General features: G+C 42.8%; 18 protein-coding genes and 1 tRNA gene. 11 read left to right on the forward strand and 8 right to left on the reverse strand.

Annotated features, from left to right (window positions below; genetic code table 11):
* Window position 1 precedes the first annotated feature (1 nt).
* The 4 genes from Q8O20_RS09985 to Q8O20_RS10000 all read left to right on the forward strand — a co-directional run bounded on the left by Q8O20_RS09985 (window position 2) and on the right by Q8O20_RS10000 (window position 4,075).
* Window positions 2-1,123, forward strand: coding sequence for an aldo/keto reductase (locus Q8O20_RS09985; protein ID WP_305531035.1), 1,122 nt, complete (start codon window positions 2-4; stop codon window positions 1,121-1,123).
* A complete protein-coding gene (locus Q8O20_RS09990; RefSeq protein ID WP_305531036.1) occupies window positions 1,113-2,768 on the forward strand; it encodes an FAD-dependent oxidoreductase in 1,656 nt (551 codons plus the stop codon). Before Q8O20_RS09985 ends, Q8O20_RS09990 begins: the two co-directional genes overlap by 11 nt.
* Before the next feature lie 45 nt (window positions 2,769-2,813).
* Complete coding sequence (gene nifT, locus Q8O20_RS09995) at window positions 2,814-3,026, forward strand: putative nitrogen fixation protein NifT (RefSeq protein ID WP_305531037.1); 213 nt, start codon at window positions 2,814-2,816, stop codon at window positions 3,024-3,026.
* Between the two features lie 74 nt (window positions 3,027-3,100).
* Window positions 3,101-4,075 carry a GGDEF domain-containing protein gene (locus Q8O20_RS10000; RefSeq protein WP_305531038.1) on the forward strand — a complete coding sequence of 325 codons (975 nt, stop codon included), beginning with the start codon at window positions 3,101-3,103 and terminating at the stop codon, window positions 4,073-4,075.
* Here Q8O20_RS10000 and Q8O20_RS10005 read toward each other — a convergent pair.
* Window positions 4,072-5,706 (reverse strand): sigma-54-dependent Fis family transcriptional regulator, encoded by a 1,635-nt coding sequence (locus Q8O20_RS10005; protein WP_305531039.1) that lies wholly within the window; start codon window positions 5,704-5,706, stop codon window positions 4,072-4,074. The genes Q8O20_RS10000 and Q8O20_RS10005 overlap by 4 nt on opposite strands.
* Before the next feature lie 141 nt (window positions 5,707-5,847).
* Between Q8O20_RS10005 and Q8O20_RS10010 the strand changes: the two genes are divergently transcribed.
* The 5 genes from Q8O20_RS10010 to Q8O20_RS10030 are packed head-to-tail and all read left to right on the forward strand — an operon-like array spanning window position 5,848 to window position 9,456.
* The gene (locus Q8O20_RS10010) at window positions 5,848-6,396 is read left to right on the forward strand and encodes a peroxiredoxin (RefSeq protein ID WP_304742742.1); all 549 of its coding nucleotides are present in this window, start codon (window positions 5,848-5,850) and stop codon (window positions 6,394-6,396) included.
* A gap of 22 nt (window positions 6,397-6,418) precedes the next feature.
* Window positions 6,419-6,853 (forward strand): ankyrin repeat domain-containing protein, encoded by a 435-nt coding sequence (locus tag Q8O20_RS10015; RefSeq protein WP_305531040.1) that lies wholly within the window; start codon window positions 6,419-6,421, stop codon window positions 6,851-6,853.
* Window positions 6,846-8,048: a nitroreductase family protein gene (locus Q8O20_RS10020; protein ID WP_305531041.1), complete on the forward strand. Its 1,203-nt coding sequence runs from the start codon at window positions 6,846-6,848 to the stop codon at window positions 8,046-8,048. The genes Q8O20_RS10015 and Q8O20_RS10020 overlap by 8 nt, the downstream gene beginning before the upstream one ends.
* Window positions 8,045-9,142, forward strand: coding sequence for an alanine dehydrogenase (ald, locus tag Q8O20_RS10025; protein WP_305531042.1), 1,098 nt, complete (start codon window positions 8,045-8,047; stop codon window positions 9,140-9,142). Before Q8O20_RS10020 ends, ald begins: the two co-directional genes overlap by 4 nt.
* A complete protein-coding gene (locus Q8O20_RS10030) occupies window positions 9,139-9,456 on the forward strand; it encodes a hypothetical protein (RefSeq protein WP_304742734.1) in 318 nt (105 codons plus the stop codon). The genes ald and Q8O20_RS10030 overlap by 4 nt, the downstream gene beginning before the upstream one ends.
* 7 nt (window positions 9,457-9,463) lie before the next feature.
* Here the strand turns inward: Q8O20_RS10030 and Q8O20_RS10035 are convergent, their stop codons facing one another.
* Genes Q8O20_RS10035 through amrA form a run of 3 tightly spaced genes read right to left on the reverse strand, consistent with a single transcriptional unit; the run spans window position 9,464 to window position 11,891 of the window.
* Window positions 9,464-10,483, reverse strand: coding sequence for a hypothetical protein (locus Q8O20_RS10035; protein WP_305531043.1), 1,020 nt, complete (start codon window positions 10,481-10,483; stop codon window positions 9,464-9,466).
* A 57-nt stretch (window positions 10,484-10,540) separates the two neighbouring features.
* Window positions 10,541-11,341: an AmmeMemoRadiSam system protein B gene (gene amrB / locus Q8O20_RS10040; RefSeq protein ID WP_305531044.1), complete on the reverse strand. Its 801-nt coding sequence runs from the start codon at window positions 11,339-11,341 to the stop codon at window positions 10,541-10,543.
* Window positions 11,334-11,891, reverse strand: coding sequence for an AmmeMemoRadiSam system protein A (gene amrA / locus Q8O20_RS10045; protein WP_305531045.1), 558 nt, complete (start codon window positions 11,889-11,891; stop codon window positions 11,334-11,336). Before amrA ends, amrB begins: the two co-directional genes overlap by 8 nt.
* A 135-nt stretch (window positions 11,892-12,026) precedes the next feature.
* Here amrA and Q8O20_RS10050 point away from each other — a divergent pair, with 135 nt between their 5' ends.
* The gene (locus Q8O20_RS10050; RefSeq protein ID WP_305531046.1) at window positions 12,027-12,785 is read left to right on the forward strand and encodes a D-alanyl-D-alanine carboxypeptidase family protein; all 759 of its coding nucleotides are present in this window, start codon (window positions 12,027-12,029) and stop codon (window positions 12,783-12,785) included.
* Window positions 12,786-12,817: 32 nt separating this feature from the next.
* Window positions 12,818-14,221: an OprD family outer membrane porin gene (locus Q8O20_RS10055; RefSeq protein ID WP_305531047.1), complete on the forward strand. Its 1,404-nt coding sequence runs from the start codon at window positions 12,818-12,820 to the stop codon at window positions 14,219-14,221.
* Window positions 14,222-14,239: 18 nt separating this feature from the next.
* On the opposite strand, the gene Q8O20_RS10060 is transcribed toward Q8O20_RS10055, so the two are convergent.
* The 4 genes from Q8O20_RS10060 to Q8O20_RS10075 all read right to left on the reverse strand — a co-directional run bounded on the left by Q8O20_RS10060 (window position 14,240) and on the right by Q8O20_RS10075 (window position 17,619).
* Complete coding sequence (locus Q8O20_RS10060) at window positions 14,240-16,435, reverse strand: EAL domain-containing protein (protein ID WP_305531048.1); 2,196 nt, start codon at window positions 16,433-16,435, stop codon at window positions 14,240-14,242.
* A gap of 96 nt (window positions 16,436-16,531) precedes the next feature.
* Window positions 16,532-16,606, reverse strand: a tRNA-Glu gene (locus Q8O20_RS10065).
* Between the two features lie 104 nt (window positions 16,607-16,710).
* Complete coding sequence (locus tag Q8O20_RS10070) at window positions 16,711-17,262, reverse strand: response regulator (RefSeq protein ID WP_294897033.1); 552 nt, start codon at window positions 17,260-17,262, stop codon at window positions 16,711-16,713.
* Between the two features lie 150 nt (window positions 17,263-17,412).
* Window positions 17,413-17,619 carry a hypothetical protein gene (locus tag Q8O20_RS10075; RefSeq protein ID WP_304742718.1) on the reverse strand — a complete coding sequence of 69 codons (207 nt, stop codon included), beginning with the start codon at window positions 17,617-17,619 and terminating at the stop codon, window positions 17,413-17,415.
* Window positions 17,620-17,822: the final 203 nt, after the last annotated feature.

The raw sequence follows: 17,822 nt of genomic DNA on the forward strand, positions 1-17,822 counted from the left end.
AATGGGACACGCAACCAAAGAGGGGACCTTCGGATATCTCAAAAAATTCGGTAATTATTCGAAAGATTTTTACCGTTTTAACGGAGAACTCTTTTTTCCTTCGCTGGGTATCGGAACCTATAAAGCTGAACCCTACAAAGAAGATAATTATATTATCAACTATGCCGAGGCAATCAAAACGGCACTACGTCGAGGGATTAATCTGATCGACACGGCGATCAATTACCGTTATCAGATGAGTGAACGCGAAATTGCGGAAGCGTTGAATGAGATGATCCAATCGGGTGAGATTAAACGCGAAGAGGTTATTATCGCTTCTAAAGGGGGATTTATACCTCTTGATTTCCCCTTTCCCGATAATCCGTACGGTTGGATACAAGAAAATATGATTGATCAAGGGTTGGCCTCGAAAGAGGAGATTGTGATCGATCAGCACTGTATGACACCCGAATATCTACGCTGGAGCTGTGAGCAGTCACTCCGAAATCTTGAGATAGATACGATCGATATTTTCTATTTGCACAATCCTGAGACACAGTTGGGATATATCGATCAAGCAACGTTTTACGAGCGTATTGAAGCAGCTTTTGCTCTCTTTGAGGAACTGCGCAGTGAAAAAAAGATTGTGAGCTATGGAATCGCGGCGTGGAACGGGTTTTTATACGAAGCGGATCATCTGGAATACGTCTCTTTGGGAAAAGTCGCCGACATCGCCCAACGTGTCGGTGGGGAGAATCATGGCTTTAAATATATCCAAAGTCCGTTCAATCTCGCGAAACCGCATGCGTACGGATATGCAAATCAAGAGTGTGAAGACGGACTGTTTTATCCTCTAATGCATGCGTGTGCACGCTACGGACTAACCTATATCGGTTCATCTTCGCTATTGCAAACGAATCTTTTTAAGCGTCCGTTTGCTTCGAATGTAGCGGAACTGATGAAAACGGGTGAGTTGAGTGATGTGGCTAGCGCATTGCAGTTCGCCCGAAGTGCGGGAGGGATTTCTGCCTTATTCGGTGCTGTCGATCCTTCTCATGTCGTGGATAATGCCTTTTTGGGGTATCTCCCTGAGGCTTCGGTTGAGTCGGTAAATACGTTGATGCGAGGTGCTTATGCTGTATGATGTTATTGTAGTCGGGAGCGGAATATCAGGACTGTATGCGGCACTGTATGCACGCCGAGCAGGACTGAATGTCGCCCTGATCTGTAAAAGCAATCCTCTACGTTCCAACTCTGCCGTAGCTTCGGGTGGGATAAATGCCGTACTTAAAACAACACGACAAGATTCAATCCGTGAACATATTTCCGACACCCTCAAAGGTGCCGATAAATTAGGACGTTTTTCGGCTGTCAGCGCTATGGTTGCGGGTGCGGAAGAGATTGTTAACGAACTCCAAGCCATGGGTGTGGTGTTTGATACCACGGATGAGGGTACTATCGCTCAACGCCCTTTTGGCGGAACCAAAGCTTCGCGAACCTGTTACATTGCGGATAAAACGGGAGCCTCGATTACCCAAACGCTTCTCGTACAGTGTCGCAAAGAGGGGGTGAACATATTACAAAATCATGTGATGCTCTCTATCGCTACTTATAAAGATCAACTCTCAGGGATAACACTCTTGCGCCGACGCGATTCACAGGTGATAGCGTTTGCGTGTAAATCACTGATTTTGGCGGGGGGCGGATATGCGGGGATCTATCGCGGTCATTCGACTAACTCTCAAGAATCCAGCGGTGATGTGATTGCCATAGCACTGAGAGCCAAAATGCGTCTGTCCAATATGGAATTTGTACAGTTTCATCCGACAACATTGGCGAATAGCGGAACGCTGATAAGTGAAGCGGCACGCGGAGAGGGTGCTTACATAGTTGATGAAAACGGGGAACGCTTTACCGATGAACTTTTGACACGCGATAAACTTTCCCGCGATATCGTTAAACATCAGCTTGCAGGACACAGTGTTTATCTCGATTTTAGACATTTGGGGGAAGAGTTGATCGATAAAAAACTCCCCTCAGCCCGCAAGCATGCCCTAAACGGTGCCGGAATCGATATCCTTAGCGAACTTCTCCCTATCACCCCCTCAGCCCACTATACCATGGGTGGGATATGGGTAAGAGATAATACCTCTACCGATATACCTAATGTATTTGCATGTGGAGAGTGTGCCTATAGCGGTGTTCATGGGGCAAATCGTTTAGGGGGAAACAGTCTGCTTGAGGCTGCCTATTTTGGCAGACTTGCGGGTATTGAAGCTTCTCGTGCAGCGAAAAAAGGGGAGTTTCATCCGATCGACTATGCACTGGTCGATAAAGAGGCTCGCTATGTGGAGGCGATTTTGGAGGGTGAAAACCGATTTAACATCAACACGATGCGTCGTAACTTTGGAAACAATCTCTACAAAAATGCAGGGGTGTTTCGAACCCATGACTCACTCGCCCATGCACTAGAATATGTACACTATTTGATGAAAATGTCGTCAGGACTATGCTGTGTCAATAAAGAGCGCAGCGATAATGTTGAACTGATGTCGATTATCGAATTTCGTAATGCGCTCACGGTTGCTGAATCAATGGTGATGTCTGCATTGGCACGAGAAGAGAGCCGAGGTGTCCATTTCCGAGATGATTTTCCTACCTGCGATGGCCGTAATTATGAGGTCAATACGATCATTCGCCGCCTTGCAGGGACATTTCTACGGATCAGTTTCGAAGGTCATCTCTCATCGGATTGGTGGTATAGGATACGTCAGTTTTTTCATGCGTAAGTGCGCAGTGAATTCATACTATTAAATAATATTAAGGAGTTTGTTATGGCAAAGGTTATGTTACGTTACGATTCAAAGGGATCAATCTCATTTTATGTCGCCAAAAAAGATATGGAAGAGACAATAGTAAGCTCGGAGTTTGATAGCGAAGAAAAATGGGGCGGTGAAGTAAAGCTCTCTAACGGTGAAACGTGGTTTATCGAACCGGGTGCAAAAAAATTTCCATCTGAAGTTGTAGCTATTCGTCGGGGAGAATAATTCACCAATTATTATTTCTGTATATTTCTGTGCTATAATATTATAATTAAATTTTAAGTGGCGCATGAGGCTAAATGATTTCAGAAATATCAGCAGTAACCCATTCTACCGCTATTGGTCATTTATTTTCTGATCATCCTCCTTGCGGTGTGTTTGAGAGCGATGTTATAGTGCACAAAGTACTTGAATATTTTGCTTCTGACAGTGCTGATGCTGTAATAATTACCCAAAGTGGATTACCGATAGGGATACTGACAGTAAAAGATATCGTACGAGTACTTTATCATTGTGATAATTCAGGGCTTCCTGTCAAAGAATTTATGATAACTCCTGTGAATACTTTCGATGCCTCGAAAAAGATATCGGAAGTACTTGATGAAATGGAAAATACTCCCTATAATAAAATTGTCGCGGTAAAAGAAAATAGGGTTGTCGGTATTATCGATAAGCATCATCTTCTCTCTATCTGCTATGCCCAATTAACTCCTATGATTAAACACGAATATAATATGGTTCACTCTTTAATGGGGATGGTCGGTGAGGGTGAACGGGGTTTATTAAAAATGGCGACAACCGATGCGTTGACGGGGATCGGCAACAGACGTTTGTTTGAAGAGATTTTTCAAGCGCATCAAACACTTGGACGGGATTATGATGTTACCTTGTTTCTACTACTCTTTGATATTGATAATTTCAAAAGTATCAACGATACCTTCGGTCATAACGTCGGCGATTCCGTACTCAAAGAGTTAACTGCTCTCGTGGGTCGATCGATTAGGAAATCGGATATTTTTATTCGTTGGGGTGGGGAAGAGTTCGCTATTTTACTCCGTTATTCTGATCCGATTACGGTAATGAAAATTGCGGAACAAATTCGTCAGCGTATCGACAAAAATAGTTTTGAAACTATTGTTCATGTCACATGCAGTTTTGGTTTAACCTCTATTTTGCCTGGTGAGACGCTAGATGAGGTATTTGAACGGGCGGATAGAGCACTTTACCGAGCGAAATCGGATGGAAAAAATAGTGTACGGATGGAGATCCCTTAAATCTCAATACCGTATTGTTTAATTTTATATCCGATTTGACGTGCACTCATACCTAGCGCTCGTGCCGCTTTTGTTTGAATACCGTGTGAGTCAGACAGTGCTTGAAGTATTGCTTCACGTTCTAACTCTTGAAGCGTTTTTTTCGTCATCGGTCCGGATCCATATCCATCGTGCTGAGGCATCGGATGCGGAGTTGTTTGAACTGCACTGACCGCCACAGGAACGGGTTCGCTTTGCATATAGAGCTTTTGATAGTTGAACGGTAAAACATGGCTGAGCATCTCCGGTTGGATCTCACCGTCAGGACAGATGAGAACAATCCTCTCCATTGTATTTTGAAGTTCGCGGATATTCCCCGGCCACGGATAATCGAGGAGGAGTTCCATCGCCCCCTTGGTGAAGTGCATATTCTTGCGATGCTCTTTCATAAAACGGTGGAGATAGTGCTCTATGAGAAGTTTAACATCTTCATACCGTTCACGTAACGGCGGAAGATTGATCGGAATAACGTTGAGTCGATAAAAAAGATCCTCTCGAAATTCTCCCTTGCGTACCATCTCTTCTAAGTTACGGTTGGTCGCGGCAACGAGGCGAACATTGGTTTTAATCGTCTTATTTCCTCCGACCCGCTCAAACTCCTGTTCTTGCAAAATTCGCAGTAGCTTGACTTGAAGTGATGGGGTAATGTCTCCGATCTCATCGAGGAAGAGTGTTCCCCCATCTGCCAGTTCAAAACGCCCCTTTCTCATCTCTCTCGCATCGGTAAAGGCTCCCTTCTCGTGTCCGAAGAGTTCACTTTCCAGCAACGTTTCACTGATAGCGGCACAGTTGAGTTTGATAAACGGACCATTTTGTCGGCGGCTGAGGTTGTGTACCGCTGTAGCGATCAGCTCTTTACCCGTACCTGTCTCTCCGCGAATCAAAATAGTCGCATCGGTCGGTGCAACGGTGTTAATCATTCCGAATACCTGTTGCATTCGTGTAGAGCGTCCGACGATGTTTTCAAATTTGTAATCTTTTTGGAGCTCTTCTTTGTAGTAGGTCTTGAGTTCGCTAAGTGATTCTTTCTCTTTTGTAATGGTCTGTTGTGCTTTGAGTGCACCGACAAAAAGTGATCCGACGATGGTGAGCATCCGAACAATTTCGTCAAAATTTAGGGGACTATTTTTACCGATATTGGCGGAGATAACCCCGATTACATCTTCATCTTGTAAGAGGGGAACGGCAACATACGATACCATCTGCGTCGAAATATTTCCCATTTTGTTGAGATAATTGATGTTATTATGAATATTTTCGATGACGATCGGTTCACGGCTTTTAGCGGCTAAACCTGTCGCACCTTCCCCGAAGCGGTAGGTTGCCATCTTCTTTTGGTAGGGTTCAAGATCAATTGAACTTAGCAACTCCAGTTCATCGGCATCTTCTTTCTTTCGAAAGAGAGCACAACGTTCCAAATATCCGTGCTGTTTCAATTTACGCATCGCTTTTTCGACGCTATCCATGATCTCGGTGGTGCTGGTGAGCATCACCGCAATGTCATAGAGCAGATTGATCTCTTTATACGCAAAAGTGAGACTACAGGTATGACACTCTTCACGATTGGGGATGTTGGCTTCATAGGTCATCATTTTCTAATCTTTTGTATAAGTTGTCTAGCATTTTAATACAAAAATGTCCAATGAGTCAGTATTTGTATGTACAAAAAATAGGCAATAATGAGAACTAATTTTGCACTGTCATTATAAAAATATCCCTATTTAGGAGAGAATATGCAGATTACAGTACATGGGACACCGGTCAACTTGGAGGGAAAAGAGATGTCTATCTGGCGAGAAGCACCTGCTGCTCGTGTCACCAATCTGGACGGGAGTCAAAACGTTATCGGGATGATTGCTCCTACTGCACAGCTGCTTATTGCTATTCCGTCGCTTAAAACGGAAGTGTGTTCCTTGGGTGCTAAAAAGTTCAATGACCTCATCAAACAATTCAAAAAACTCAAAACGGTAATGGTAACAACCGATGATGCTGAATTTGTAAATGATTTTGTCACACGTGAGGGGATAGACAGTGCGGAACTAGTGATCGACACGAATCGCGATTTTGCTAAAAAGTTTGGACTTCTCATCACTGAGGGAAAACTAAAAGACCGTCTTGCTCGCGCGGTATTCGTCATCGATCAGGAAGGGATGATCAGCTATGTTGAAGTGGTACCTGAGATCACCGACGAAGTCGATTATGATAAATGTATTGAAGCGGTGGATAAAGCGGCCAACTTCAAGAAAAAAGGGCACGACCACGAAAATTGGATGGGTGTTTAAAAATTCTCCTAAGGGGTTTGTGATGGTCGAACAGTATATTATATGGCTACAAAGCCGCGGTTTTCACCCTGATGATCTTGAGTGCAGAGGATTGAACGGTAATACCCCGTTGCTCCTTGCCGCATTGGAGGGTAATGCGATGATGGTTGCACGATTGATCGAAGCGGGGGCTAATCTTTATGCAATCAATACTGATTATAACGGTGTCCTTTTTAATGCCTGTTATGCCTCCTCATCCGAAGTAATCCGTTTACTCGTCGAAGCGGGAGCCGATATAAACGATACCAACGAAGAAGGAACCACAGCCCTTATGTACGCCGCATCGGCTTCGCGTGTGGAATGTGTGAAGATGCTCCTATCCTTGGGCGCGGATACAACGCTTCATAATGAAGACGGCTTTAGTGCGATTGAGCTGACCAGTAATCGCGACGTATTTAACCAACTTCGCAGTGCGTGAACAAACCCTTCTAACCCGTGAATGGGTGGAAAATAAACAAACCTTTTTGGATTGGGATTCGCAGCCCGCCTCATTTAAACACTATCCCCATTTTTGCTATCGTATAAAGCTCTCCGATTTCCCTTCTCTACAATGGCTAGAAGAGACACGTTGTATTACCGATAAAGCGATTATTGCCCAAAGAGCGTATTATCGTCTTAATGTCCCCTCAGCCGGAAATCTTCACCCGATTGAGATGTATGTCCAGCTGCGCAATATGGAAGGGATTCTCAGTGGAATCTATCACCTTGATGCAGTGCATCGCGAGTTGGTGATGATTGCAGAGATCGCAGGGGAGGGGGTAGAACCCTATTTGGGATTGACGAGCCGTTTTGAGGGTGTATTGGTGATGATCTCATTGGTTCCGTTTCGCTCATCATGGAAATATTCCCTAAGAGCATGGAGATATCTCTACCTCGATTTGGGTCATCAGATCGGTGCGCTCGGTCTCTCAGCAGAATATTTTGGAGTGAAATTGACAAAAATGTCTCCGACTCAGCCTCTAAATAAGATTATGGGAATGAGTGAAGATGAGGTGATTGCGGCAGTGTATGGGATCGGCGAAATATCAGCACGGAGTGTGAGAGCGCTGAAAAAATCTCTGATGCGAGTACACCCTACCGATTACAGTGAAAGCGATGAGATGTTAGGACGGGAACTCGCAGAGAATCCACCCTATACCGCTCTTCCCGTGATGGAAAAATACGGAGATTTTTTAAAACTTAATGCGACACGTCGAAGCGGACGCGAATTTGATGCAGCAATGATGAGTGATGAGGTGATAAAGATACTGCTTGATCGTGCGCCACCCTCGAGATTAGAAATCGTCTCTATCGTATTACAGGCACAGTGTATGCATTTAGGTGTGTATCGAAGCGGAGTATGTACTGAGAAGGGGGAATTCATCTCTGAATGTGTCCGATTACTTTTGGATCAGAGATTTATTTCAGGGGCGAATATGGTACTATTTATCCATGCAGAGAATTTTTGCGCCTCTTCTCATATTGAAGCAGGGATAGTTACGCAGGAACTCTATATGGTGTGTGAAGAGCACAATGTTACGTGCAGCGGAATCGGAGCTTTTTATGATGAAGAGAGTTTTCGCTGGTCAACCAATCCACTAATATACGCAGTGGCTATAGGGGGAAAAAGATGATTATCGGTATTCCAAAAGAGATTAAAACGGATGAATTCCGGGTCGGTATGACCCCTTCGGGAGTGTTAGAACTGACGAAAGCAGGGCATAGTGTATTGGTTGAGCAAGGAGCAGGTGAGGGGAGCGGTTTTGACGATGCACTTTATGTGAGTGCGGGAGCCGTTATCTGGGAAAGTGCCGATGATATTTACGGCGGAGCAGAGATGATTATCAAGGTAAAAGAACCGATAGAGATTGAATACGATCGGTTGAAAGAGTCTCAAATACTTTTCACCTATCTGCATCTTGCCGCCGATAAACGACTCACTGAAATACTTTGTGCCAAACAAATTACTGCTTTTGCCTATGAGACGCTTCGTGTAGGGCGCAGGCTTCCTCTGTTAGAGCCGATGAGTGAGATTGCCGGACGGATGGCGACACTGTTCGGTGCTATTCATCTGGGACGCTATAACGGCGGAAGCGGTCGGTTATTAGGGGGAGCGGTCGGGGTAGAGCGTAATCGTGTTGTGGTTCTCGGTGCAGGGGTAGCAGGTAAATCGGCAGCGGATGCTGCTGCCGGTTTAGGTGCTGAAGTTACGATGCTTGATATCAACACCGAGCGGCTTACTTATTTGCGGGATGTTATGCCTGCAAATGTCACGATGCTTACATCAACGCATGCTTCTATATTAAATAGTATTAAAGAGGCTGATTTGATTATAGGAACGGTGCTGGTCGCCGGAGCCAAAGCACCTAAACTTATTACGAAAGATATGCTTGAAATCATGAAAAAAGGTTCAGTGATTGTAGATGTTTCTATCGATCAAGGGGGGTGCTTTGAAACCTCTCACGCCACTACCCACTCAGATCCGACATTCGAGGTAGGGGGGATCGTCCATTACTGTGTTGCCAACATGCCGGGGATGTATCCTCGCACTTCGACCATTGCTCTGACGAATGCAACACTTCCTTATGCGATTAAGATTGCTTCTACACCTCTGAATACACTGTTAAAAGATGAAATGTATTTGAGTGCATTGAACACGTATGACGGATATGTGACCAATGAGGCGGTAGCTCTTGCCCACTCTATCTCTTTCGGATCTTGCAAATGAGTGAACTGGACAAAGCTGAGGAAATATTGGCAATTTACCGTTTTTACAAAATGGACGGCAAACTCTATCACATAAATGACGATGAACGACTCGATGAGCTTTTTGACGCAGTCGTAATGGCAATTAATGATTGCGGTATTCTAAAACCGCTTCTTCCACTGGAGGAGTTTGTTGTACCGTGTCGGGGGATACTCAATCAAGAGAAAGCATGGCTTCAGCGGTTTGAGCATCAGGATACCCGCGCTTTTTTTTTGAGTGATATTTATGACTTTTTGAAGCTCTTTACGGGACGGACGAAGTTACGGGTGAATTGAGAGCCGTTCAAATCACAAAGGCCCCGTCTCTATAGATCACTTCATCCCCAAGCGAAAAGGTATGGGTATCGGCAAAAACATCGACGTGGTAGAGTCCGTCTCGACGTTTAAAACCCGGTTTGCCGTAAGTACCGTGTTTCGCCCCCAACGATATGTGAACCCCGCACATTCGCTCATAGGTTCCCGTGTCGGCAACGGTACGTGTCTTACTAAAGGCTCTATTGAGTCCGAATCCGAGTTCCCGTATCCAAACGACTCCCCCCTCATCTCGGCGTATATTAGATAATATTAGATCAAATGCAGGCGTCGAGTTTTCGCACGCTACGACTTTCCCCTCTTCGATGATAAGGGTGATAGGCGTTTCAGGGGTGTTGATTTTGTACGTCACGTCTCCGAAACAATAGATTTTCACCCGTCCGTGAACGGCTCTTAGATCTTGAGCTTCGGTAAACACTTCCCCTAGCGGGAACTGACCGCCCCAGTTAGGTAACCCCGTATAATCTCCGATATTGACTTTGGCAGACTCGAACGGTGAACCGTAGATTAACAGATCTCCGCCGCTGTCGAGTACCCCCATAGGAGCGCTGTCTATTTTAGACTGGAGCGCACGACCGAGAGGACGGTAATAGCCCTTATCGTATTCAAGCGAGTCGATGAAATACGATGCCTCATCGTCCGACATACGGCTGAGATGGGGATGTTCAATTACTTTTAATTTGAGTTTAAATAACTCGACACGCAAGCGAAACGCATCGAGACGAAAGTTGGTCGATTGGATCAATACGACCAAATCTGAGGGGTTTAGAGCTTCTAACTGTGATCGAACCTCTTCAGGAGAGTGTGCATCAAAATCGATTAATCGTGCATGGGGGAGGGCGCGTTTATACCCCTCCATCAAAAGTGTTGCTATCAGACACCGTGTGTCATACACCACGACGGCATTCTCTGCATCAGTGTGATGAAATGCCTCACGTAAAAGAGTGCTTAAGTGTCGTTGCGTCTTTTCAATCAATGCTTCGGTATCCATTCTTCCTCACGATCTATAATTGGTATTAATCTTATACGCGAATTATAGCTTACCCGCTTAAGAAAACACTACACTTGCATACCCTACAACTCTAGAAGTATCTCCGCTTGCATCGGCACTGGTGCGGTAATCGAGGATAGTACTCTGCAAATTTCTCTTTTTGGCTACGTTTAACATCGCTTCTACCCCTATCATTCCGCACGCTTCACACCCTTGATGCAGCGCATGGGGATTTTCATCCCGTATCGCTTCCAAACAGATGGAATCGAGCTGTTTTGCCCTATCGAGCGAGTAGTAATGGCTCAGATCGGTACTTATGACGACGGCGGTGTCCCTCAGAGCTAAACAGCGCTCTATGATGGGTTCCAGCATCGAGGGCTCAGCATAGGCGTAGACAAGCTCTATGACTTTAGCCTGCGGGAAATAGTGTTTGATAAAAGGGATCTGCACTTCGGTACTGTGCTCGTGATGAGCCCCAACGATACAGGGGAGGGCGAATCGTTGCATCAATTCTTTTACCCCCGCATGATCTATCTCTACATCCCCCAGAGGTGTTTCATAAAAGTGTGCATCGGAAATACTTACCCCCTCAAAGCCGATGCGGTGGGAGGGGCCGATGACGACAAACGTTTTTGGAGGAGAAGCACTCAAAACACGAAACGCGATATTGGCGGTAAAACCTGAATAGATCCATCCGGCATGGGGGACTATAACGGCATTTCCATGTAGTGCAGTAAACTTTTTAAGTGCATCGGGGTGGGATTCAAGAATAGCGTTAAAATGCTCTATCATATTCTCAATCTCGCGCGCAGACGAGGGATAAAAACTACCCGCAACACTCATTGTACGTTTAGGCATGGGATTGCTCCTCATATTTTTGAACCTGATAGGTATAAATCTCGGGATGATACGAGAGGGGATCATTACCGATTCCCGCTTTCATTCCCAAATGTGAAAAAAACGACTCAAAATCACTGAGTTCATCCCACACTTGAGGTAAAAAAGTAGCCTGATACTTCCCTAGACGCAAGATGACACCATCAACATAGGGACGAATGATGCGCGCAAGGTCGACTCTATCACCGTATTCTACCGGCTCGGGATGGGTTAATAGGGATACTTCTATCGATAGTTGAGAAAATTCCTCTTTACTCAATGGGGGAAAACGGGGATCATGAAATGCTGCTGATCGGGCATTCGATATCAAATCATCTAGGAGGCTTTGATGGGCAATAATCGACCCGATACATCCTCGTAAGCGGTTATTGAGCGTTAAGGTAACAAAGGACGCTTTCTCTTGTGAGAGTTCAGGATACGTTGAGAGATAGAAATCCCTATCAATACTAGTCCCCTCATAATGTTCTTGAATGGCATTTCTTGCAATTTGAGTATAAATCGAACCGTTCATCTTTCGCCTCCAGTAGAGTTTTTAGAAAAAAATCCTGTTAAGAACAATTTTACACCATTTTTTTAGGAAGATTCTTTCAAAATCAGGTAAGATTGTACGATATAGAGATTAAGATTTAGTGAACAAAGAAACACAATGGACAGAAGATCGTTTTTATCGCTAGCTGTTGCTTGCAGCAGTACACTGGTTCTGGGTGCGAATCAAGAGGTTATCCCTTCTGCTGTTACAACAAAAAATAGTTCTCTTATGGTTAAGAATTTATTGGATAAGTTGAATACGGTCCAAAACCATGTTGGGTATGTTCGATTTAATACCATGAGTTTTGATGAAATGTTAAAGACGGCAGTTCATTGTAATAAACCATTGACTCCGTATGAAGTTGGATATGTTGAAACCATTTTTTACGGTGATCCCCGTCGCTACGGATTTTACGGGGAGAGAACGGTACCGAGACTGACCGCTATTACCTCTGAAAAAGATCTTGTCTACATTAAAAAATCGGGGCATTTCCTTCTAAGAGGTGCCGCAACCGAAAAATATGCAACGATCAAAAAGTTGATAGGTAATGAACTGATATTGACATCCGGTGTTCGTGCTCCCGTTAAGCAGCTCCATCTTTTTTTAAAAAAAATAGTGAGTGAGGGGGGAGATTTGCGTCTGGCATCTACCTCTATCGCCCCTCCCGGATTCACCTTTCACAGTGTCGGAGATTTTGATATCGGTAAAGTGGGCTACGGGCATGGAAATTTCAGTACAAAATTTCAAGAGACCGATGTCTTTAAAAAGCTCTACGATGGCGGGTACATTACAATACGCTATACGAAAGGGAACCCTTACGGTGTCCGCTATGAACCGTGGCATATCAAAGTAACGGGCGGGAATGAAACAGCCTAATATTCTGCCATGAATTCGAGGAGAGTCTGTCGATGAAATTATCGGGAATCGCTGCATTTGTACTCGTCGTACTCTCATCGCATGCTCAAGATGATACGTGGTTTGGAAAAGTTCAAGGTCAAATTCGTATTTTTACGATGATGGAAGACAATCAAGAACCCTTGAATGATTATGAAGCGACTGCGGTTGGGGGGAAACTTCTTTATCTTACACCCAACTGGAACCGATTCCAAGGGGCTGTTGGCCTTTATACGACACACTTTATCAAAGATAATATCTCCTCCGGGAATGTTGAACCCTTAGCCTCCAATAAAAATTCCCGCTATGCCGTCGGCTTGGTCGATTCAATCAATTATGATGCTTCAAGCGTCACCAATATAGGTGAAGCCTATGTGCGTTACCACTATGAAAAAAATTCTATTACACTGGGGCGGATGAAGCTGGATACCCCCTTTGTAAATCCGCAAGATGGCCGTATGATTCCGACATTTGAGCAAGGAGTATGGATTACTTCCGCTTTCTCAAATAAATGGAGTGCACAAGCCGGCTATATCAATGCTTTTTGGAACCGAAATACTCCTGAATGGAAAAGCGTCGAAGATTCCTTGGGCTACGGATATGAAATGGGAAATAGTTCCCTCGAAACAACGGTTGCCGGAAATTATCGCGGTAATACGTCATCGGATGGCCTTTTTATAGCCAATATACGTTATGGCATTCCTAAAGAATTTACTATTGATGTATGGGATTACTATTTGGAAAATGTTTTTAATCTCTCTTATGCCGATGTGAGCTATACCCATCCCTACGGCTCTGTTGAGCTTTCGTACGGTGCTCAATATGTTTACCAGCGTCAATCGGGTGATGGAGGAAATGGTGAAGATAATAGTGTATCAACCAATGCGATCAAAGCAAAATCGTACATGCAAGAGGGAGAAAAGAGTACAACTTACGGAGTTAAAACAGCCATTAAGTATCGGAGTTCAAAGCTGACATTTGCCTACAATCAGACAACGGACGATGGGCGATTTTTATTTCCGAGAGAGTGGGGGAAAGAACCTCTTTATACCTTTCAAAAACGCGAACGCAGTGATGGAAGCGGTAACTCTCATGCATGGCTTACGAGCGTTGAACATAATTTTGCCGCTCAGGGGTTGAGTGGATTGGATGTGATGGCAGGTTATGGAGAATACAAAAAAACGGACGCCAAAGAGTGGAAATACAATAAATACGGCCATCCAAGCTATGCTCAATGGAATATTGATGTTTTTTATCGATTCGGAGGCGCACTAAAAGGGCTTCGTGCGGAATACCTTTTGGCACGCAAAGTAGCTCGAGGTGAGACATATCAAATTCCCGGAGCTTCGGAATACAATTTTATTTTCCGAAAAAACGGAATAACGCAGCAGAACTTTATACTCAATTATGATTTTTGAGAATCTGTTTCGTGACAGTTATACTTTTGGCTGGGGTTCACTTAAATAATAACCCTGAATATAATCAATTCTAAGCTCTTTACATTCATCATAAATTGAGGCGGTAGAGACAAATTCGGCAATGGTTCGGATATTAAGACGATTGGCGAATTCGACAATGGTACGTACAATGTCTTGTGCACTCAGATCGATATCTAGGTTTTTGATAAGCGATCCATCTATTTTAATAAAATCAATATTTAAACGCATTAAATAGGCAAAATTTGAGTAACCGCTACCAAAATCATCAATGGCTATTTTACATCCATAGCTTTTGACGTGAGCAATAAAATTTGAAACTTCGTCGAAATTTTCAATACCCTCGCTTTCTAAAATTTCAAAAATAAGACGATTCCCGACATCTGATTCTTTTAAATGGTTATAAATAAGATTTTGCGTCTCTTGATTTAGAATATCGTCTAAAGAGAGATTAATCGAATAGGTGTGAGGCGTATTATGGAGTTGTGTAAAAATTTCATTAACGACGAAATGGGTGATATGACGATAAAGACGTGATTTTTTGGCAATATCCAAAAACATTGCAGGAGAAATAATCGAGCCGTCTTTATCGATTATCCGAATTAACGCCTCATATTCAATAATGGACTGCGTTGAACTCTCATGTACCCCTTGGTAGTAAAGGGCAAAACGGTGTTCATCAATTGCATCTTTCAGTTTTTTACTCCATAAGATATTATTGGAATATTCTTCTTTGATATGGAGTTCATCGTGGTATTTCACAAACGAAACTCCCCGTTTTTTTGCTGTTTTGAGTGCCATATCGGCTCTTCCGATCAAATCGCATCCGTCTTCGAAACAAATATCGGCGCCCATTCCGAGTGTGACGAAAATACTAATTCCGTCAATATCGTAATGTCCTTCATTGAGTGTATGTAAAATTTCATGACACAGATGAGTAAACTTATGTTCGGATAAGGGTTCTGTCAGAGCCAATGCGTATTCATCGGCGTGCATTTTATAGACAGCCAGCGGATGATCTATGACTGCCTCTTGAAGAGTAGTGCCAATAGCAGATAAAATTTTATCTCCGATTTCATGTCCGTATAAGTCATTCATCTCTTTAAAATTGTCAATATTGAGAAGCATAACTCCCCGATAATAGTTATGGGAAAGATCTTCAAAAAGAGCTTTACGGTTGGGTAGTCGTGTAAGGGAATCATTGTAAAGTTGGTAATGAAGTTGCTTGCTATGTTTGGTTGAGAGATCGTGAATACGATCAATTAACGCTTTAAACCCGAAATGCAAAACAATACTTAACAAAATGAGGACTAAGAGACTGACGACGATCAACTCCCGTATTTCTCGTTTGTATATGATTTCATCTTCAGTTACATCAAGAGCACATACGATTTTCGCCAAAGATTTATTGGCATACGTATGCAACTCTTCGGGAGCAATCATATAGGTTCTGCCATTATAGGCAATACGATAAGAATCTTTTAACGTGTATTCTTTTGGCAAGTATTCGAACAGCGGGTTATTATAGGAAATCAGTGAATATTTACCATATTCTTTTAAATGTTTGTCAGGAAGAAGTGTATTAAGTGTTTGAGAATCAAAAGCCAAGGCACTTTTAATTCCGGAGTGAACATCAAGATGTTCTTGTATACGATTGATTTTAACCGATGCTTGAAAGAGGCCTAGAAAACTGTTGTCTTTAAAAATAGGGATGAGCGTTACTAAAGATATATTATAAAGGGTAACATCCAAGGATACTATGGGCTGGCGTGTTCGAATTGCCTCTTCAATCATAGGGCGTTTTTTTGCAATGTTATCACCAAATTTTTGAGGGTCGGTAAGACGTAAAAAATGGATACCGTCATTGTGAATAAAGCCTGTTAAATCGACTTCTCCGCGGGCATAGGCTTTATTAAAATAAGGAAGTGCCAATCGGTATAGCGTCTCTCGATCGCGTGATGCGAAAGCATTAACGATCTTTTGATCGGTCAGTATCTGAAATCCGAGATAATTGAGAGATTTTTCGGCATCAAAGACAGAAAGTTTGTAAGCGTTTTGGAGAAGTTCATGATGCTCTTGCATCTTATCGTTTAAGGTGCGTTTTTTACTCTCAAGAGCATTAAAAAGAAAATAGCTTATAAGTAACAGGACAATCAATATCGAAAGCAATGTTGCCTTGATCCGTATTCTGTCCATCTTCAACCTTATCTGTATTGTAATTAAATTATAGCACACGAATAAGATACTGTAGGGCTTTTAAAGAAAAGAAAATTTTTATAAGGGAGGTTAAAGTGGTGACCCCAACGAGATTCGAACTCGTATGGCCAGAATGAAAATCTGGAATCCTAACCATTAGATGATGGGGCCGTATTGAAAAGATCAGGTGAACCTGAGCTGAAATTATACAAATCAATTGCTGAAAAAAAGCTAAATTTACAGATTGTTTTCCCGCAAAGCGGGAAGAGGGGAGATTAGCTGTTGTAAAAAGAGCGAAGAGCGCGGATAATGACCGCATTTTTAGAGATACTTTCTGCTTTTGCGTTATCGTCAACCAGCTCATAGACATCAAGCGGCAATGAGATCGAGAACGTTTTAGTTTCGATTTTTTTACGTTTTGCAACAAGACTGGTGATGTTTTGAAGCATCTCAAGGATCTTTTTAGTATCGATCGGTTTTTGGATAAAGCTGTTTACCCCTACTTCGATTGATTCAGAGATTTTTTGGATATCGTTGCTCGCAGAGATAACGATGATAATTTGTGAAGGGTTGATTGATCGGATACGGCGAGCAAGCTCAATACCGTCGATTTCAGGCATGATGATGTCAACAAAAATGATATCCGGATTGATTTTTTCATACATACGAAGCGCTTCAGCTCCATTATAAGCAGAAGTGACTTCAGCAAAAAAGTTTTTGAACGTTGAACTCAAAAGATCATTGGCAACTACTTCGTCTTCAACGACCATTGCCGTGAGTTTTTTAGTTTGTTCGGTAAGCTGGATTAAATCGACGTTTGATGACATGGTACGATCCTTTTTTGTTAATGACATGTTAAATAATGTCATTGTGTTAAATTGTTGTAATTATAGATAATATTTTTTAGCATTACCTTAAAAAAACAAATTTAGATTGATATTTTACAGTAACGGTTTTCGTTATTAAAATAGGGGAGGTCAATATTGTTTAAATTGTTCAAGCCATTCGATGTTTGCTTCGTTGGTTTTTTCTTGCTGTCTGAGAATAGAGTCTATAATACTAAGAAGAGTCTGGCGGTCTAGGAACTGTAATAGTTCAGGATTGATGTGTGTCGGCTTGACTTCATCATAGCGGTTTAGTAGGTTTTCGATATCGGCAATGAGTTTTTCTTTTGTAGATTCCATTCTGTAAGTCTAACTTATCTCAACTGAATTTTATTTGGTTAACATAATATATATTATATTTAAAAATCCTTATGTACAGAAAGCCGTATAAAGCATAACTATATTTTGCGACAAACTTGCAACACTAAAGGGAAATAATAGTGTATTCCAACAGTTTGGGGGTAAATACAATGTCATTAGAATACTCATCCTTACATGCCCTT

The organism is Sulfuricurvum sp. (assembly GCF_030691015.1).
Lineage (GTDB): Bacteria > Campylobacterota > Campylobacteria > Campylobacterales > Sulfurimonadaceae > Sulfuricurvum.